The sequence below is a fragment of the Ruegeria sp. CDSC079 genome (assembly GCF_059610505.1).
Genome location: NZ_JBXWNT010000002.1, coordinates 501509 through 516220 on the forward strand (window position 1 = coordinate 501509; position 14712 = coordinate 516220).

Consider the following 14712-nt stretch of genomic DNA (forward strand, 5'->3'; position numbering starts at 1 on the left):
GGTCCCAAGTGGATTTGAAATCTGATATGTTCAGGTTGCCCTATTTCAGACTACGCGCGGATGGGGTTTTTGTCGGCAATGACCCGGCGCGGGGTCCGTGGTCTGCCGAACATTGCCATGCTGGTCCGGTCAGCGGTCTGATCGTGCGCGCCGCGGAATCTGAAATTGGTCCCGGTAAGATGCTGACCCGGCTGACGGTCGATCTGCTGCGCCCGCTGCCCCTGTCCGGGTTGCGGGTTGCGGCCGAGACGATGCGGCACACCAGAACGCTGGCGACCACTCGGGTTACTGTGCACGATCTGGACAACACTTTATGCGCCGTAGCCACAACTATGCACCTTGCCCGCCGCGACCTTGGCCCGGTTCCCAATGTCGCTCTCTCATCTCCGCAACTGGCGGACTCGGTGGACGGCCCATTTCCCATCGGCGAAATTCGGCACGATCTTCCTGGGTTCGCGACCTATTCCGATGTCCTCTATCCCAAGGGTGGAAATCAGGGCGTCGGTCCCAAAACGATCTGGATGCGCACGCCTCCGCTGCTTGGGGACGAGGTGCAATCTCCGATTCAGGCGCTGTGTCCACTGGCAGATTGCGGCAATGGCATTTCGTGGAATGCCCCCACAACCGAGATGGGGTTCATGAATACCGATTTGACGGTTCAGGTGCACCGCGAGCCGGTCTCGGATTGGCTGGCCTCCGAGTCTGTCTGCCATTGGCAGCCCTCGGGTATCGGCATGTCGCAATCGGTTTTGTATGACACCGAAGGGCCGGTTGGAACAGCCCTGCAGACCCTTGTGTTGTTCCCACCTGCCTGAGCCATCGGCCAGCTTCTGCGCGCCCGGCCCAAATGGGATTGCCGGGCGCAGGCCGACACCCTATCTTTCGCCCATGCGCTGGCTTGTGACCCTAGTGACCTGCTGTTTGCCGATCCCGGCGATGACGCACCCGCATGTCTTTATCGACACGGGGCTGGAATTCATTGTGGACGATTCCGGGCAGCTGACCCATGTCCGTGTGACCTGGGCCTATGACGAGTTCTACTCATTGCTTGTCCTCGAAGACATGAAGCTGGATCAGGATGGCGACGGTCTTCTAAGTGAAAGCGAACAGGATTTCCTGTCCGGGTTCGATGCACAGTGGGATCAAGGCTATAACGGCGATCTGGTCGTCTGGTCCGAGGCTGAGGTATTGCCGCTTTCTGGCCCACTGGAGCCGAAAGCATTGATGGAGGACGGGCGCATCGTGACCTCGCATCTGCGCAGTGTCGAAGGGGGGCCTGTACCGGCCACCGCCTTATCGGCCAAGGCGTTTGATGAGACATATTACACCGCATATGACCTGACGCGCCCGGTGACGGTTTCGGGGAGTAAGACCTGCCAGATTGACCGCGTCGAGCCGGATGTCGACGGACAGCTTGCCCAAATGCAGGCGTTTCTGCTGACGCTGGATGCCAATTACGACCTTGAGGAAAATGACATCCCGATGGTGGGCGAAAACTTTGCAACCGAGATCCGTATTTCATGTCCAAATACCTAATTGTCCCGTTTGTTCTGGCGGTCGGAGTTCTGCTCTGGTTCTGGTTCAGCGGCGGGTTTGACCAACTTGCGGCATGGGCTGCCGGTGAACAGCGTGCATTTCAGAACCAGATTGCGCGGTCTCTGCGCGCTGCCCGCGCCGAACAACCTCAGGCGGTCATGACTTTGTTGACGGTGTGCTTCGCTTACGGGTTCTTCCACGCCATCGGTCCTGGGCATGGCAAAGTCCTGATCGGTGGCTATGGGCTTGGTCGGCGTGTGGCGTTCTGGCGGCTTTCAGCGATCAGTGTGTTGTCCAGCCTTGGACAGGCCGTAACCGCGATTGTTCTGGTCTATGCCGGTGTGCTGGTGTTCCAGATGTCTCGGGAAAGACTGGTCGACACAACGGAGCAAATCATGGCCCCAGTCAGCTATGGGGCGATCACTGCGATCGGGCTTTGGCTAGTGTTTCGCGCCTTGCGGAGCTTTGCCAAACGCAGCCGGGATCACGGCGCAGATCATCATCACCACGATCACGAAACCTGTTCGGATTGCGGCCACCGGCATGGTCCGTCTGCGGATGAGGTGGCGCAGGTCGGTAGCCTGCGCGAGGCGGCGTTGCTGATCGCTGGAATCGCCGCACGCCCCTGTACCGGGGCGCTGTTTGTGTTGATCCTGACCTGGCAGATGGGCATCGCCATCGTTGGCATCGCCGGGGCGTTCTGCATGGCGCTGGGCACTGCGACTGTCACCACTCTGGTAGGGTGGACCTCTTTCGGTCTGCGCGGGGGGATGCTGGCCTCGGCCTCAGCGACGCGGTTTGCACAGGTGCTGGCCCCAACCATCGAACTGGTCGCCGGGTTGCTGATTGCGGTGATAGCTGGTGGCCTTTTACTGCGCGCGCTTTAGTCGAACACCGGGTTCGGATAGCCGACCCGCGCAAGATACAGCCCCTGTGGCGGGCAAACCGGCCCGCAGGCGGCACGCTCCTCAGCTTGCAGCGCGTCGCGCACATCTTCGGGCGTCCAAGACCCGGCGCCGACACGTTCCAGCGTGCCAACAAAGCTTCGCACCTGATTGTGCAGGAATGACCGTGCCCGGACGTGGAAATGAACCTCGGGGCCTGAAAAGCCCTGTACCTGCTCCACGCGCAATTCATCCAGCGTCTTGACCGGGCTGGCGGCCTGACAGATCGTGGACCGGAACGTGGTGAAATCATGCCGTCCGATCAGCATGTCCGCCGCGGCCTGCATCGCATCAATATCCAACGGGTGACTAACTTGCCAAACCTGCCCCGCGTCATGGGTAGCAGGCGCGCGGCGCATCAGGATGCGAAACAGATATTGCCGTTCAAGCGCCGAGAACCGCGCATGCCAGTCATCGTCCACCCGTGCGGCTTTCACGATGGCCACTGGTTGCGGCTTGAGGTGATAGTTCAGCGCTTCGGACAGTCGGAAAGGGTCCCATTCCTTGATCAGGTCGCAATGGGCGACCTGTCCTAGCGCGTGGACACCGGCATCGGTGCGACCTGCCGCAGCGATCGTGTGGTCCCCGGGTTGTATCCGCGACAATGCCTCTTCGATCGCCCCCTGAACCGAGGGCTGATCTTTCTGCCTCTGCCACCCGGCAAACGGCTTTCCGTGATATTCGACTTTCAACGCGTATCTGGGCATGGGCTGCTGGTACCGTGCTGCGCGACGGCGGGCAAGGGGCCGGAAAGCGCTGGCATGTCGGACGGTGGCTACCTATCTTGAGCGAAACGATAAAAGCGGGGCGACGGCTTGGTCATCTCATCTATGGCAGACAGTCTTGTGCGCGGCATGGAATCCGTGGGCGACAGCGTTTCCGAAGCTCTGTTCGAGCCGGTCATCCGCCTTGGTGTCACCGGGTTAGCGCGTTCGGGCAAAACGGTGTTCATCACCTCGCTTGTTGCAAACCTGCTGGACCGTGGGCGAATGCCGGGCCTTGTTGCGCAGCATGAGGGACGGATCAACGCAGCTTACCTTCAGCCGCAGCCGGATGATACCGTGCCCCGGTTCGACTATGAAAACCACCTTGCTGCGCTGACCGGGCCAAACCCGCATTGGCCGGAAAGCACCCGCGCCGTGTCCGAGCTGCGCCTGTCGTTCAAGGTTCGCCCTGCCGGTCTGCTGTCTGGCCTGAAGGGGCCGCGAACCGTGCATCTGGATATTGTGGATTATCCGGGCGAATGGTTGCTGGACTTGGCCCTGCTGGACAAATCATATGACGACTGGTCAACCGAAACGCTGACCCGCATCACAGAGCGGGCCGAGGCACAAGAGTTTCTGGCGCAGGCCAAAGCGGTCGCGCCGGAGGCAAAACATGATGAGCCGGTGGCGCAATCTTTGGCGCAGGCGTTCTCGGGCTATCTGAACACGGCGCGCGATGCCGGGTTCTACGATTGTACGCCGGGACGGTTCCTGTTGCCGGGTGATCTGGCGGGATCACCGGTTCTGACCTTCGCGCCGCTGCCAGTCGAAGGGGTCGCCACCCGTAACAGCCTGCACCGCGAAATGGCGCGGCGCTACGAAGCCTATAAATTGCGCGTGGTCAAACCGTTCTTTCGCGAACATTTTGCCCGGATCGATCGACAGGTTGTTCTGGTCGACGCGCTGGGTGCGATTCACAAAGGGCCGAAAGCGGTTGAGGATATGCGCCGAGCGATGGGAGATATCCTGTCGGCCTTCCGTCCGGGGCGCAACGCGTGGCTCAGCCAGTATCTTCTGGGCAAACGGGTCGAGCGCATTTTATTTGCCGCCACCAAGGCCGATCATTTGCACCACCTGCAACATCCACGTCTGACCAGCATCATGGAGGCATTGACCCGCGACGCCCGTGACCGCGCCAGTTTTGCCGGGGCCGAGACCTCGGCTGTGTCACTGGCGGCTTTGCGGGCAACAACCGAAGAGATGCGAACCCATGAAGGAGTGCCGCTTGCCTGCGTGCGGGGCACTTTGCTTGACGGCAAGCAGGCGGCCTTCTACCCCGGTGAGTTGCCCGAAGACCCGGCTCATTTGTTGGGGGCAGCCCGCAGCGGAGCAGAAAGCTGGCTGGGCGAAGACTATGGGTTCATGAGTTTTGCGCCTGCGAACCTGACCCTGCGATCGGGTGACGGCCCGCCCCATATCCGACTTGATCGCGCGGCCCAGTTCCTGATCGGAGACCGGCTATGACCGTAACGCTCCGCCCTGCGCGCAGCACGGATGCTGGCGCGACGGGGAAAATCCTGCATGGTTTTGCTTGTGAAAATGAGTGGATGCCAGAGCTGCATTCCTGTGCCGAAACCATCGCCTTTTGCGGCGTGATGATTGATCGCGACTGGATCACCGTTGCTGAAAACGAGGATGGTGTAGTTGGTTTTCTGGCATTGAATGGTTCAGAGGTCCATTCGCTTTACCTGCGTGCGTCAGCGCGCAATCAGGGCATTGGGCAGCGCCTGTTGGATCAGGCGAAATCTGGCCGACAAAAGCTGTCCCTGTTCGCCTTTCAGGCCAACCATGGCGCGCGAAGATTCTACGAGCGCAACGGATTTGCCGAGATTGCCCGCGGTGACGGGGCCGATAATGACGAAAACCTGCCGGACATCAAATTTGTCTGGAACAGAGAAAGGGCTGCTGATGGCTAAGGGTCCGGTTCTGATCGATCTTGATCCCGAGGAACCTGTTGCGGATGTCGCTTTGGCACCGCCCGTTCCGGATGCGGGCGAACCACAGGGGAAGGCGATGCAGGCCGCCGCGCGTCTGGCTGCACGGAAACCGTCGGCCCTGTCACGCTGGTTCTGGGGACTGGCGGCGGCGGTCATCGGCGCGGTTGTCTCGGTGGCGGCATGGGATTTTGTGACCGCTTTGCTGTTGCGCGCGCCGGTTTTGGGATGGGTCGTAACTGGCCTGATTGGCGCGTTGCTGCTGGTTGCCCTGATCATCGCTTTGCGAGAACTTGCCGCGATCGGGCGGCTTTCGCGTGTTGATGGAATCCGTCGCGCCGCAGACACCGCGTTGGCAGAGGCGGATCTGACGCAAGCCCGCGCCGTAACCAACCGGTTGTTGGCATTTTACAACGGGCGCGAGGACGTTCGATGGGGCCGCGATAGGCTGGCCAAACGAATCGCTGAGCCTTTCGATGCCTCAGATCTGATGGCTCTGGCCGAGGATGAGCTGCTGGCCCCTCTGGATGCCGCGGCCAGTCGAGAAGTCGAGGCCGCCGCGCGTCAGGTCGCGACGGTGACCGCTCTGGTTCCTTTGGCTCTTGCGGATGTGGCGACGGCTTTGGCCGCTTCGCTGCGGATGATCCGCCGCGTTGCCGAGATCTATGGTGGGCGGGCCGGTTTTCTGGGCAGTTGGCGCCTGACCCGGGCGGTCTTTGTGCATCTGGTTGCAACCGGCGCCGTGGCTATGGGCGATGACTTGCTGGAACCGGTGCTGGGCGGCTCTGTCCTAAGCAAACTGTCGCGGCGGTTTGGCGAAGGCCTGGTTAACGGGGCGCTTAGCGCGCGCGTCGGCGTGGCCGCGATGGAGGTCTGCCGTCCTTTACCGTTCTCGGACCGTCACAAGCCCTCGACCCGGTCGATGATCAAGCGTGCGCTGGCGGGGCTGTTTTCGAAAACTTGACCTGAGACAAAGCGTTCCTGCCAGCCGCGCATCATAACAAAGCAGGAGGCACCCATGACAGACCATGGACACAGCCAGCAAGAAATCGCGGCACGTATCAACGCGCCGCCGGGGCGTGGCGTTTTGCGTGATGTGGTTTACGGCGGGATCGATGGATCAGTCACCACTTTTGCCATCGTTGCGGGCGTTGCCGGGGCGGGGTTGTCACCGTTCATCATCATCGCGCTGGGGCTGGCCAATGTGCTGGCTGACGGGTTTTCGATGGCGGCGGGGAATTACTCGGGCACCAAGGCTGAACTGGATAACATCCGGCGCATTCGCGCGATCGAGGAGCGTCATATACATCTTTACCCCGATGGTGAACGGAACGAGGTGCGCGAGATTTTAGCCCAGAAAGGACTGTCGGGCCGTGTGCTGGACGAAGCCACCGATGCGATCACGGAAAACCATGACAACTGGATCGACCTGATGATCGAGGGAGAATATGGCCTGGGCAACGTCGATCCGCATCCGCGCAAAGCTGCGGTGGCGACGTTTTTTGCCTTTCTTGTGGCCGGCATGGTTCCGCTTTTGCCGTTTCTGTTTTCGGTGGACCGGGCATTTGCTGCTTCGGCCTGGATGACGATGGGTGTTTTCTTTGCCATTGGTGCCCTCAAAAGCCGCTGGTCGCTGGCTCCGTGGTGGCGGTCAGGGATCGAAACGCTGCTGATTGGTGGGGCCGCTGCCGCAATCGCCTATTTCGTCGGTTCACTGTTTCACCCCTAGCGGTCGGAATTGTCGCAGTTTGCCCGGTGCCGCAGACGGCTGCCGCTCGACCCGCTAGGTTGGGGCGCAACTTCAGCAGGTAAGGTGCCCGATGCAAGGTTCTGGGAAAAATATACTTGTTCTAGGCGCTTATGGGTTTATCGGCGCGGCGATGATGCGGTCTCTTTCGGATCGAGGTGCCAATGTATGCGGCCTTGTGCGCGATACAAACCTGGGTGAGAAAATCCTGCCCGGGATGTCTTTGGCTCAGGGAGATTTGCGCCAGCTCACGCACCCACACGATTGGCGGGAAATTCTGTCAGGTTTTGATTGTATCGTGAACTGCGCCGGGGCGTTGCAGGACGGACCAAAGGACAATCTCGAGGCGGTGCATCACACTGCGATTGCCGCCCTCGGGCAGGCCTGCGCCGCGCGCGGCATTGCCGTGATACAGATTTCTGCAACCGGAAGCAGCCCAGAGGCCGACACGGAATTTATGCGCACCAAAGCCTCCGGGGATGCCGCCTTGCAGGCCAGTGGTGTGCCGCTGTGGATTCTAAGGCCGGGCCTTGTGATCGGGCAGACTGACTATGGTGGAACGACCTTGTTGCGCATGCTGGCCGCAATTCCGCTTGTGCAACCGATCGCCTTTCCGCAGACGCTGGTTCAATGTGTTGGACTGGCCGATTTGAGCAGCGCCGTGGCGGCGGCCGTTGATGAGACGTTGCCACAGGGAACCTATGATCTGGTCGAGGATCAGGCTCATTCGCTGTCCGAGGTTCTGGACGAAACCCGCCGTTGGATGGGGTTCCCTAAGGCACGTGTTCGGATAACGGCACCGGCTGTGGTTGCTAAGTTCGCCGCCGGTTGCGCCGATCAACTTGGGCGCTTGGGGTGGCGTTCGCCCCTTCGCAGCAACGCAATGACAGTCATGGCTACCGGAGTTCTTGGCGACCCGGCCCCTTTTCGCAGGGTGACAGGCGAATCCATGGGTTCGATGCCCGAGATTTATCGCAGCATGGCCTGTTCCCGCGAACACAGGTTGGCTGCACGGATGTCGTTGCTGATGCCGTTGACGGTTGCGGTGCTCAGCCTTTTCTGGGTTCTCTCAGGTGTTTTCGGATTGCTGAGCCTGCCGCAAGCCACACAAGTCCTAACCGTCGCAGGCTGGACCAGTGGTGCCGCTGTGGTCAGTGTGCTGTTCTGGTCATGTGTCGATATCTTTCTGGGGCTTGCGATCCTTTGGCGTCCCTGGGCAGAACGCGCCTGCATGGCTCAGCTCGGTGTGTCGATCTTTTACCTGTTGGCGGCCTCATTTATGGTTCCTGCTTTGTGGCTCGACCCGCTTGGACCGCTTGTTAAAGTCATTCCCGCGATCATGTTGTCGCTGGTCGCACTGCCAATGGTGAAAAGCCGATGATGGACCCGGATCTGATCTTGCGCTGGTTTCATGTGATCGGGGCCTGCGTCTTGTTGGGAACCGGGGCCGGAATCGCATTCTTCATGCTGATGGCCCATCGGTCACGCGACCCGCGTTTCATTGCCCAGACGGCGGCAATCGTGGTGCTGGCCGATATGCTGTTCACCACAACCGCCGTTGTTTTGCAGCCAATTTCAGGTGGCTTGCTCGCCTTCAGATTGGGCTGGTCACTGGTCGAAGGGTGGGTGCTGCTGTCACTATTGCTGTATGTCTTGACCGGGGTCTTCTGGCTGCCGGTCGTCTGGATGCAGATAAAGATGCGGAACCTCGCGCAAGAGGCGGCAGATCGCGATACTGCTCTGCCGCGTTCGTATTTCATATTGTTCCGGCTTTGGTTTGCATGTGGGATCCCCGCATTTCTGGCCGTTTTGGCCATAGTCTGGCTCATGATTTCCCGCCCTTCGATAGACCTGTTTTGATTTCAGGCCATGTCGCGGTATGCAGGACGGTATTCCGGACTGTTTCTACCTGATGCATCAGGTTAGCCTGCAGAGAATTTGATAGGAGAAACAGGTTGGAATCCCTTCTGGTCCTTCTTGCGTTGGTTGCGCTGGCTATTCCTTTGGCCATTGTGCTGCTGCTTGTCAGTCAGGTTCGGTTGCGGCGGCGGGTCGTCCGGTTAGAGGCGGACATCCTGTCACTGAAACAAGGCACCAATACTGAACCAGAACCCGCGACAGAGCCCGAGCCCAAGGCGCAGGATATTCCGACCAAAGCGCCTCCAGTGTGGCCGATAGCCGACCAACCTGAGACCGAACAGCCAATCCCCCCGCAATCTCCTCAAGAAGCACTGGTTTTCAGCTCTGACCGTTTCGCGTTGCTGCAGGAATGGCTGCAGGAAAACTGGTTCTATGTCGTTTCGGCACTGTCGCTGGCACTGGCCGGAATTTTCTTGGTGCAATACGGCGTCGAGAACGGGTTGCTGCCGCCGTCGGCACGTGTCGTTGCCGCATTGCTGTTTGGCGCGGCGCTGATTGTCAGCGGAGAGGTCATTCGCAGGCGCTATGGCGATGGCGTGGACTCCGCGAGCGCCTATTTGCCCTCGGTGTTCTCAGGCGCGGGGCTGGTCACACTGTTTGGCGGCGTTCTGGCGGCGCGGCAACTATATGGCTTGATCGGCCCTGAATTTGCGCTTGTCGCCATGATTGGCGTTGCATCTGTCGGGCTGGTTTTGGGCTGGTTCCATGGTCCGCTATTGGCAGCTGTCGGACTGACAGGTGCCTTTGCCGCCCCATTCTTGGTCGGTGGCTCTTCGGATGATCCGACCTGGTTATATGGCTACTTCCTGACCATAACGGTTCTGGGCCTGGGCATAGATACAGTGCGCCGATGGGCGTGGATTTCGGTTCTGACACTGGTCGGAGGTTATTCTTCGTGTCTGCTGCTGGTCCTGTCGGAACCGATGACAGAGCCGGGCTATCTGACCTGCATCACCGCCTTTGCGCTCATCACTACTGCAATTCCGGTCCGGCGAATTTGGCCTGATCACACCGGCCCGATGGTCAGCGAAATGATCCGACGCCAAAGCGGCGAGGCATGGCCCGAGTTTCCGACGCGTCTGGCATTCGGTGCGGTTGCGGTCAGCTCGGCCATCCTGGCGCTGCACTGGCCGGATTCCGCCGGTGAGTTCTGGTTGAGCCTGACGCTTTTGGCTGGTCTGGCTTTTGCGATGATCGTTTGGACAAGCGGGGCGAGGGCGCTTCAGGACATCAGTGTTTTCCCGATTGTTGGCCTTGTCTGGCTCGTATTTCTCCAGGGTTTGGATCGTGGCAAAGTCGCACAGCGTTTTGCTGAGACCTATGCCGAAACCCCCGAGGCGGATTTTCCCTTTGTCGTGACATTGCTTGTGGCACTGGGTGCAGCCCTGTCGGTTGCGGCGGCGTGGCGGTCGATGCAGCAGGGGCGCTATGGCGTGGTCTGGGCGGCTGGGGCGGTAATAACCGCACCGATACTTGCCATCGCTCTTGAGATCGCTTGGCGCCCGGCCGAGGTTTTGGGCGCGTATTTCTGGGGGCTGCACGCAATGGCTCTGGGTGCCTTGATGGTGGTCTTTGCCGAACGCTATGCGCGCGTGGATGGTGAACAACGTATACGTCCTGCGCTGGCCACGTTATCCGCGCTGTCCTGTCTTGCATTTGCCTGTGTCATCGTGCTGAGTTCTGGCGCCTTGACGATTGCGCTGGTTGTGACCGTTGTAGCCGCTGCCGCGCTGGATCGTCGGTTCAACCTGCCTCAGCTCAGTTGGTTTATCTGGGCCGGGGTCTTCACGGTGACTGTGCGGCTGATCCTGAACCCGGGCCTGTACTGGGCCAATACGGTGCCGGTCGGTGAAATGACGTTGGTCTATGGCGCCGCCACCCTTGGATATGTTCTCGCCTGGGGCCTGATCCGGGGATTGAACCGCCCCGTTGCAATCTTGCTACTGGAAAGCGCAGCCTGGGCAACCGCGGGGATATTGCTGTCATTGCTGCTGCTGCGCTGGCTGGAAGGGTTCGGTCAAGGAGGGATGGAGGACAGCCATTGGGGGTTGGGCCTGATGGCGGTGATCTGGCTGCTGTTGGCGGCGGCACAGATACGGCGGTTCGCTTTGGGCGGGCCGTTGAACTATGTCCGCTATGGGCTGGCGGCGTTCTTTGCCGCCCATGCCCTGTTCCGACTTGCGCAAGCGCTGACCGAGGCAAATCCCGTTCTTTATTTGCACAGTGATCCCGTGTTGGGGCCTGCGCTGATGAACACGCTTGCCATAGCCTACCTTCTTCCTGCCGGGGTCCTTGCCATGTCAGCCTGGCGCGTTGAACCGATGCCGGTTTGGTTGCGGCAGGGCTGTTTCGGTCTTGCGGGTGCGCTTGCAGCATATTGGTTGGGTGCTTCTATTCGTCATTTCTGGCAGGGTCCCGGTGGCATGTATGTCGGGGCTGGGGTCAGCCAACCAGAGCTTTACACCTATACCTTGGCCCTTTTGATTGCAGGCGCGGCGCTATTTTATCAATCTTTGGCCCGTCGGTCCGACCTGTTGCGCAAAGTGGGGCTGGCTGTGATCGGACTGGCCGTGGCTAAGGTATTTCTGATCGACATCGCCGGGCTGGGCGGCCTGATCCGGGTCTTTTCGCTGCTGGCGCTGGGGCTTGCACTGGCCGGTTTGGCGTGGCTGAATCGCTGGGCAAAGCTGCGCCAATCGCCACAAGGGGCGGAACCTCTGGACCATTAGCTGTGAGCGTCCTATAAGCGCGGCCATGTATGCCCGTCTGGCCATCATTATTCGAATTATTTCCCCGGCGCTCTGACCACTGAGACGCCGGGCAAAGGTGTTTGAGAACTCGCACCGACCGCTTCGATCCCAATACGACCAGATCATCCAAAGGACGCCCCCAATGTGCGCCGACACGACCCAAACACCTGATTACAAAGACACGCTGAACCTGCCGAAAACCGATTTCCCCATGCGCGCAGGCCTGCCCAAGCGCGAACCCGCATGGCTGGAACGCTGGGAAGAGATCGGTGTCTATGACCGCCTGCGTGAAAAACAGGGCCGCACGCCCTTTACCCTGCACGATGGCCCTCCGTATGCGAACGGTCACCTTCATATCGGTCACGCGCTGAACAAGACGATCAAAGACATGATCGTGCGCAGCCATCAGATGATGGGCCACGACGCGCGCTATGTGCCAGGATGGGATTGTCACGGTCTGCCGATCGAATGGAAGATCGAGGAACAGTACCGCAAGAAGGGCAAGAACAAGGACGAGGTGAACGTTGTCGACTTCCGTCAGGAATGCCGCAAGTTCGCCGAGGGCTGGATCGACATCCAGCGTGAAGAGTTCAAGCGTCTGGGCATCACCGGCAACTGGGCCGATCCCTACATCACCATGGACTATCACGCCGAGGCTGTGATCGCGGATGAGTTCATGAAGTTCCTGATGAACGGAACGCTCTATCAGGGGTCCAAGCCAGTCATGTGGTCGCCGGTTGAAAAAACCGCGCTGGCCGAAGCCGAGGTCGAGTATCACGACAAGGAAAGCTTCACCATCTGGGTGAAGTTCAAGGTTGTGAATGCGGGCGATCTGGATGACGCGTTTGTTGTGATCTGGACGACAACCCCGTGGACCATGCCCTCGAACAAGGCTGTGGTCTATGGCAAGGACATCTCCTACGGGCTGTACGAAGTCACTGATGCACCAGAGGAATGCTGGGCTGCTGTTGGCGACAAGTTCCTGCTGGCGGACAATCTGGCCGCTGACGTGCTGGGCCGCGCCCGCTTGAACGACGACCAGTGGACCCGCGTCCGTGATATCACAGCAGATGAGCTGTCATCTGTCCAACTGGCCCACCCGCTGGCCGGGGCCGAGGGCGGTAATGGCGAATGGGACGACATCCGTGACTTCCGCGCGGCTGAGTTCGTGACCGACACCGAAGGAACGGGGTTTGTTCACTGCGCGCCGTCGCACGGGATGGAGGAATTTGAGCTCTACCGTGATCTTGGCATGCTGGAGCAGGTCATCACCTATAACGTGATGGACGATGGTTCGTTCCGCGCTGATCTGCCGTTCTTTGGCGGCAAATACATCCTGTCCCGCAAGGGCGGTGAGGGTGATGCCAACAAGTCCGTGATCGATAAACTGGTTGAGGTTGGCGGGTTGCTGGCGCGCGGAAAGATCAAGCACAGCTATCCGCATTCCTGGCGCTCGAAGGCTCCGATCATCTATCGCAACACGCCGCAATGGTTTGCCTCGGTCGACCGCAAACTGGACGACGGCATGGGCGAAATGGGCGATAGCATCCGCGAACGCGCCCTGCGTTCGATCGACGAGTTGGTGAAATGGACCCCGCAGACCGGCCGGAACCGTCTGTATTCCATGATCGAGGCCCGGCCAGACTGGGTTCTGTCGCGCCAGCGCGCCTGGGGCGTACCGTTGACCTGCTTTACCAAGAAGGGCGCTTTGCCGACCGATCCCGATTTTCTGCTGCGCGACCCTGGCGTGAATGCGCGCGTCAAAGAAGCGTTTGAACAGGACGGGGCCGATTGCTGGTATCTTGACGGCGCGAAAGAGCGCTTCCTGGGCAATGACTATAACCCGGATGACTGGGATCAGGTGTTCGACGTTCTGGATGTTTGGTTCGATTCGGGCTCGACCCATGCCTTTGTGCTGCGCGACCGTGAGGACGGCACCGAGGACGGCATCGCCGATGTATATATGGAAGGCACCGACCAGCATCGTGGGTGGTTCCATTCGTCCATGCTGCAGGCCTGCGGCACCAAGGGCCGCGCGCCCTATCGCAACGTGGTGACCCATGGCTTTACGCTCGATGCCAAGGGCAACAAGATGTCCAAATCGCTGGGAAACACCATCGTGCCCGAAGAGGTCATCAAGCAATACGGTGCCGATATCCTGCGCCTGTGGGTGGCTCAGACCGATTACACCGCTGACCAGCGGATCGGACCTGAAATCCTGAAGGGCACCGCCGACAGCTATCGTCGGTTGCGCAACACCATGCGGTTCATGCTGGGCTCGCTGGCTGATTTTTCTGAGGCCGACCGGGTGGACCCTGCGGATATGCCGCGCCTGGAACGCTGGGTGCTCAGCCGTCTGGCCGATTTGGATGAACAGGTGCGAAAAGGATATGCGTCTTTCGACTTCCAGGGCGTATTCAGTGCGGTGTTCACCTTTGCAACCGTTGATCTGTCGTCCTTCTATTTCGACGTCCGCAAGGATGCGCTGTATTGCGACGGCGACAATCTGCGCCGTCGTGCCGCGCGCACCGTGCTGGATATACTGTTCCACCGTCTGACCACATGGCTGGCCCCAGTTCTGGTCTTCACTATGGAAGAGGTCTGGCTGGAGCGTTTCCCGGGTGACGACAGCTCGGTCCATCTGGTGGACTTCCCGGAGACGCCTGCCTACTGGCGCAATACCGAGCTTGAGGCTGGCATGGCCAAGATCCGCCGGGTCCGCCGCGCTGTGACTGCCGCGCTCGAAGTTCAGAGACAGGATAAGGTCATCGGTTCCAGCCTTGAGGCCGCACCGATCGTGCATGTCGAAGATGGTGAAACCCGCGATCTTCTGGCAACGTTTGACGTCGATGACATGTGCATCACGTCCGGTTTGACCGTCACCGGAGATCCGGCCCCGGCCGAGGCGTTCCGCGTGCCGGAAATCGAGGGCGTGGCCGTGGTGTTCGAAAAGGCTGAGGGCGAGAAATGTCAGCGCTGCTGGAAAATCCTGCCTGATGTTGGGCGCCATGCGCATGACGGCGTGTGCGGGCGTTGTAACGACGCGCTGAGCTAATCAGTGTTCTGCGGCTGAGGCGGAGTCTTTTGCGAGGCTCTGCCTCGCGCTCCGAGGTATTT

12 protein-coding genes are annotated in these 14712 nt (G+C 60.0%); 11 read left to right on the plus strand and 1 reads right to left on the minus strand.

Features of this window, described 5'->3' with window-relative positions:
* Positions 1-8: 8 nt before the first annotated feature.
* The 3 genes from AC2FIC_RS05690 (at position 9) to AC2FIC_RS05700 (ending at position 2423) form a co-directional block, all read left to right on the plus strand.
* Entirely contained in the window at positions 9-815 is an 807-nt protein-coding gene (locus tag AC2FIC_RS05690; protein ID WP_496692322.1) for a thioesterase family protein, read from the plus strand.
* A gap of 73 nt (positions 816-888) precedes the next feature.
* Complete coding sequence (locus tag AC2FIC_RS05695) at positions 889-1536, plus strand: DUF1007 family protein (RefSeq protein WP_281996060.1); 648 nt, start codon at positions 889-891, stop codon at positions 1534-1536.
* Positions 1521-2423, plus strand: a complete 903-nt coding sequence (locus AC2FIC_RS05700) for a nickel/cobalt transporter (RefSeq protein ID WP_142640132.1) — start codon at positions 1521-1523, stop codon at positions 2421-2423. The genes AC2FIC_RS05695 and AC2FIC_RS05700 overlap by 16 nt, the downstream gene beginning before the upstream one ends.
* On the opposite strand, the gene truA is transcribed toward AC2FIC_RS05700, so the two are convergent.
* The gene (gene truA / locus AC2FIC_RS05705; RefSeq protein WP_496692323.1) at positions 2420-3187 is read right to left on the minus strand and encodes a tRNA pseudouridine(38-40) synthase TruA; all 768 of its coding nucleotides are present in this window, start codon (positions 3185-3187) and stop codon (positions 2420-2422) included. The genes AC2FIC_RS05700 and truA overlap by 4 nt on opposite strands.
* A gap of 108 nt (positions 3188-3295) precedes the next feature.
* Here truA and AC2FIC_RS05710 point away from each other — a divergent pair, with 108 nt between their 5' ends.
* From AC2FIC_RS05710 to ileS, 8 genes are all read left to right on the plus strand, one after another.
* Positions 3296-4708 (plus strand): YcjX family GTP-binding protein, encoded by a 1413-nt coding sequence (locus AC2FIC_RS05710; protein WP_496692324.1) that lies wholly within the window; start codon positions 3296-3298, stop codon positions 4706-4708.
* Complete coding sequence (locus AC2FIC_RS05715; RefSeq protein WP_142640138.1) at positions 4705-5160, plus strand: GNAT family N-acetyltransferase; 456 nt, start codon at positions 4705-4707, stop codon at positions 5158-5160. Before AC2FIC_RS05710 ends, AC2FIC_RS05715 begins: the two co-directional genes overlap by 4 nt.
* A complete protein-coding gene (locus AC2FIC_RS05720) occupies positions 5153-6142 on the plus strand; it encodes a YcjF family protein (RefSeq protein ID WP_281996070.1) in 990 nt (329 codons plus the stop codon). The genes AC2FIC_RS05715 and AC2FIC_RS05720 overlap by 8 nt, the downstream gene beginning before the upstream one ends.
* A 54-nt stretch (positions 6143-6196) precedes the next feature.
* Entirely contained in the window at positions 6197-6907 is a 711-nt protein-coding gene (locus tag AC2FIC_RS05725; protein ID WP_496692325.1) for a VIT1/CCC1 transporter family protein, read from the plus strand.
* Positions 6908-6998: 91 nt separating this feature from the next.
* Positions 6999-8306, plus strand: coding sequence for an SDR family oxidoreductase (locus AC2FIC_RS05730; protein WP_282022401.1), 1308 nt, complete (start codon positions 6999-7001; stop codon positions 8304-8306).
* Entirely contained in the window at positions 8306-8785 is a 480-nt protein-coding gene (locus AC2FIC_RS05735) for a DUF2269 family protein (protein WP_282022407.1), read from the plus strand. Before AC2FIC_RS05730 ends, AC2FIC_RS05735 begins: the two co-directional genes overlap by 1 nt.
* Before the next feature lie 95 nt (positions 8786-8880).
* Positions 8881-11574 (plus strand): DUF2339 domain-containing protein, encoded by a 2694-nt coding sequence (locus tag AC2FIC_RS05740; RefSeq protein WP_496692326.1) that lies wholly within the window; start codon positions 8881-8883, stop codon positions 11572-11574.
* Between the two features lie 163 nt (positions 11575-11737).
* Positions 11738-14650, plus strand: coding sequence for an isoleucine--tRNA ligase (gene ileS, locus AC2FIC_RS05745; RefSeq protein ID WP_496692327.1), 2913 nt, complete (start codon positions 11738-11740; stop codon positions 14648-14650).
* Positions 14651-14712: the final 62 nt, after the last annotated feature.

Bases quoted from the DNA above. Each gene is read 5' to 3' on its own strand.
- truA (WP_496692323.1), bottom strand. From the start codon at position 3,187: ATGCCCAGATACGCGTTGAAAGTCGAATATCACGGAAAGCCGTTTGCC.
- AC2FIC_RS05735 (WP_282022407.1), top strand. From the start codon at position 8,306: ATGGACCCGGATCTGATCTTGCGCTGGTTTCATGTGATCGGGGCCTGC.
- AC2FIC_RS05730 (WP_282022401.1), top strand. From the start codon at position 6,999: ATGCAAGGTTCTGGGAAAAATATACTTGTTCTAGGCGCTTATGGGTTT.
- ileS (WP_496692327.1), top strand. From the start codon at position 11,738: ATGTGCGCCGACACGACCCAAACACCTGATTACAAAGACACGCTGAAC.
- AC2FIC_RS05720 (WP_281996070.1), top strand. From the start codon at position 5,153: ATGGCTAAGGGTCCGGTTCTGATCGATCTTGATCCCGAGGAACCTGTT.
- AC2FIC_RS05695 (WP_281996060.1), top strand. From the start codon at position 889: ATGCGCTGGCTTGTGACCCTAGTGACCTGCTGTTTGCCGATCCCGGCG.
- AC2FIC_RS05700 (WP_142640132.1), top strand. From the start codon at position 1,521: ATGTCCAAATACCTAATTGTCCCGTTTGTTCTGGCGGTCGGAGTTCTG.
- AC2FIC_RS05715 (WP_142640138.1), top strand. From the start codon at position 4,705: ATGACCGTAACGCTCCGCCCTGCGCGCAGCACGGATGCTGGCGCGACG.
- AC2FIC_RS05725 (WP_496692325.1), top strand. From the start codon at position 6,197: ATGACAGACCATGGACACAGCCAGCAAGAAATCGCGGCACGTATCAAC.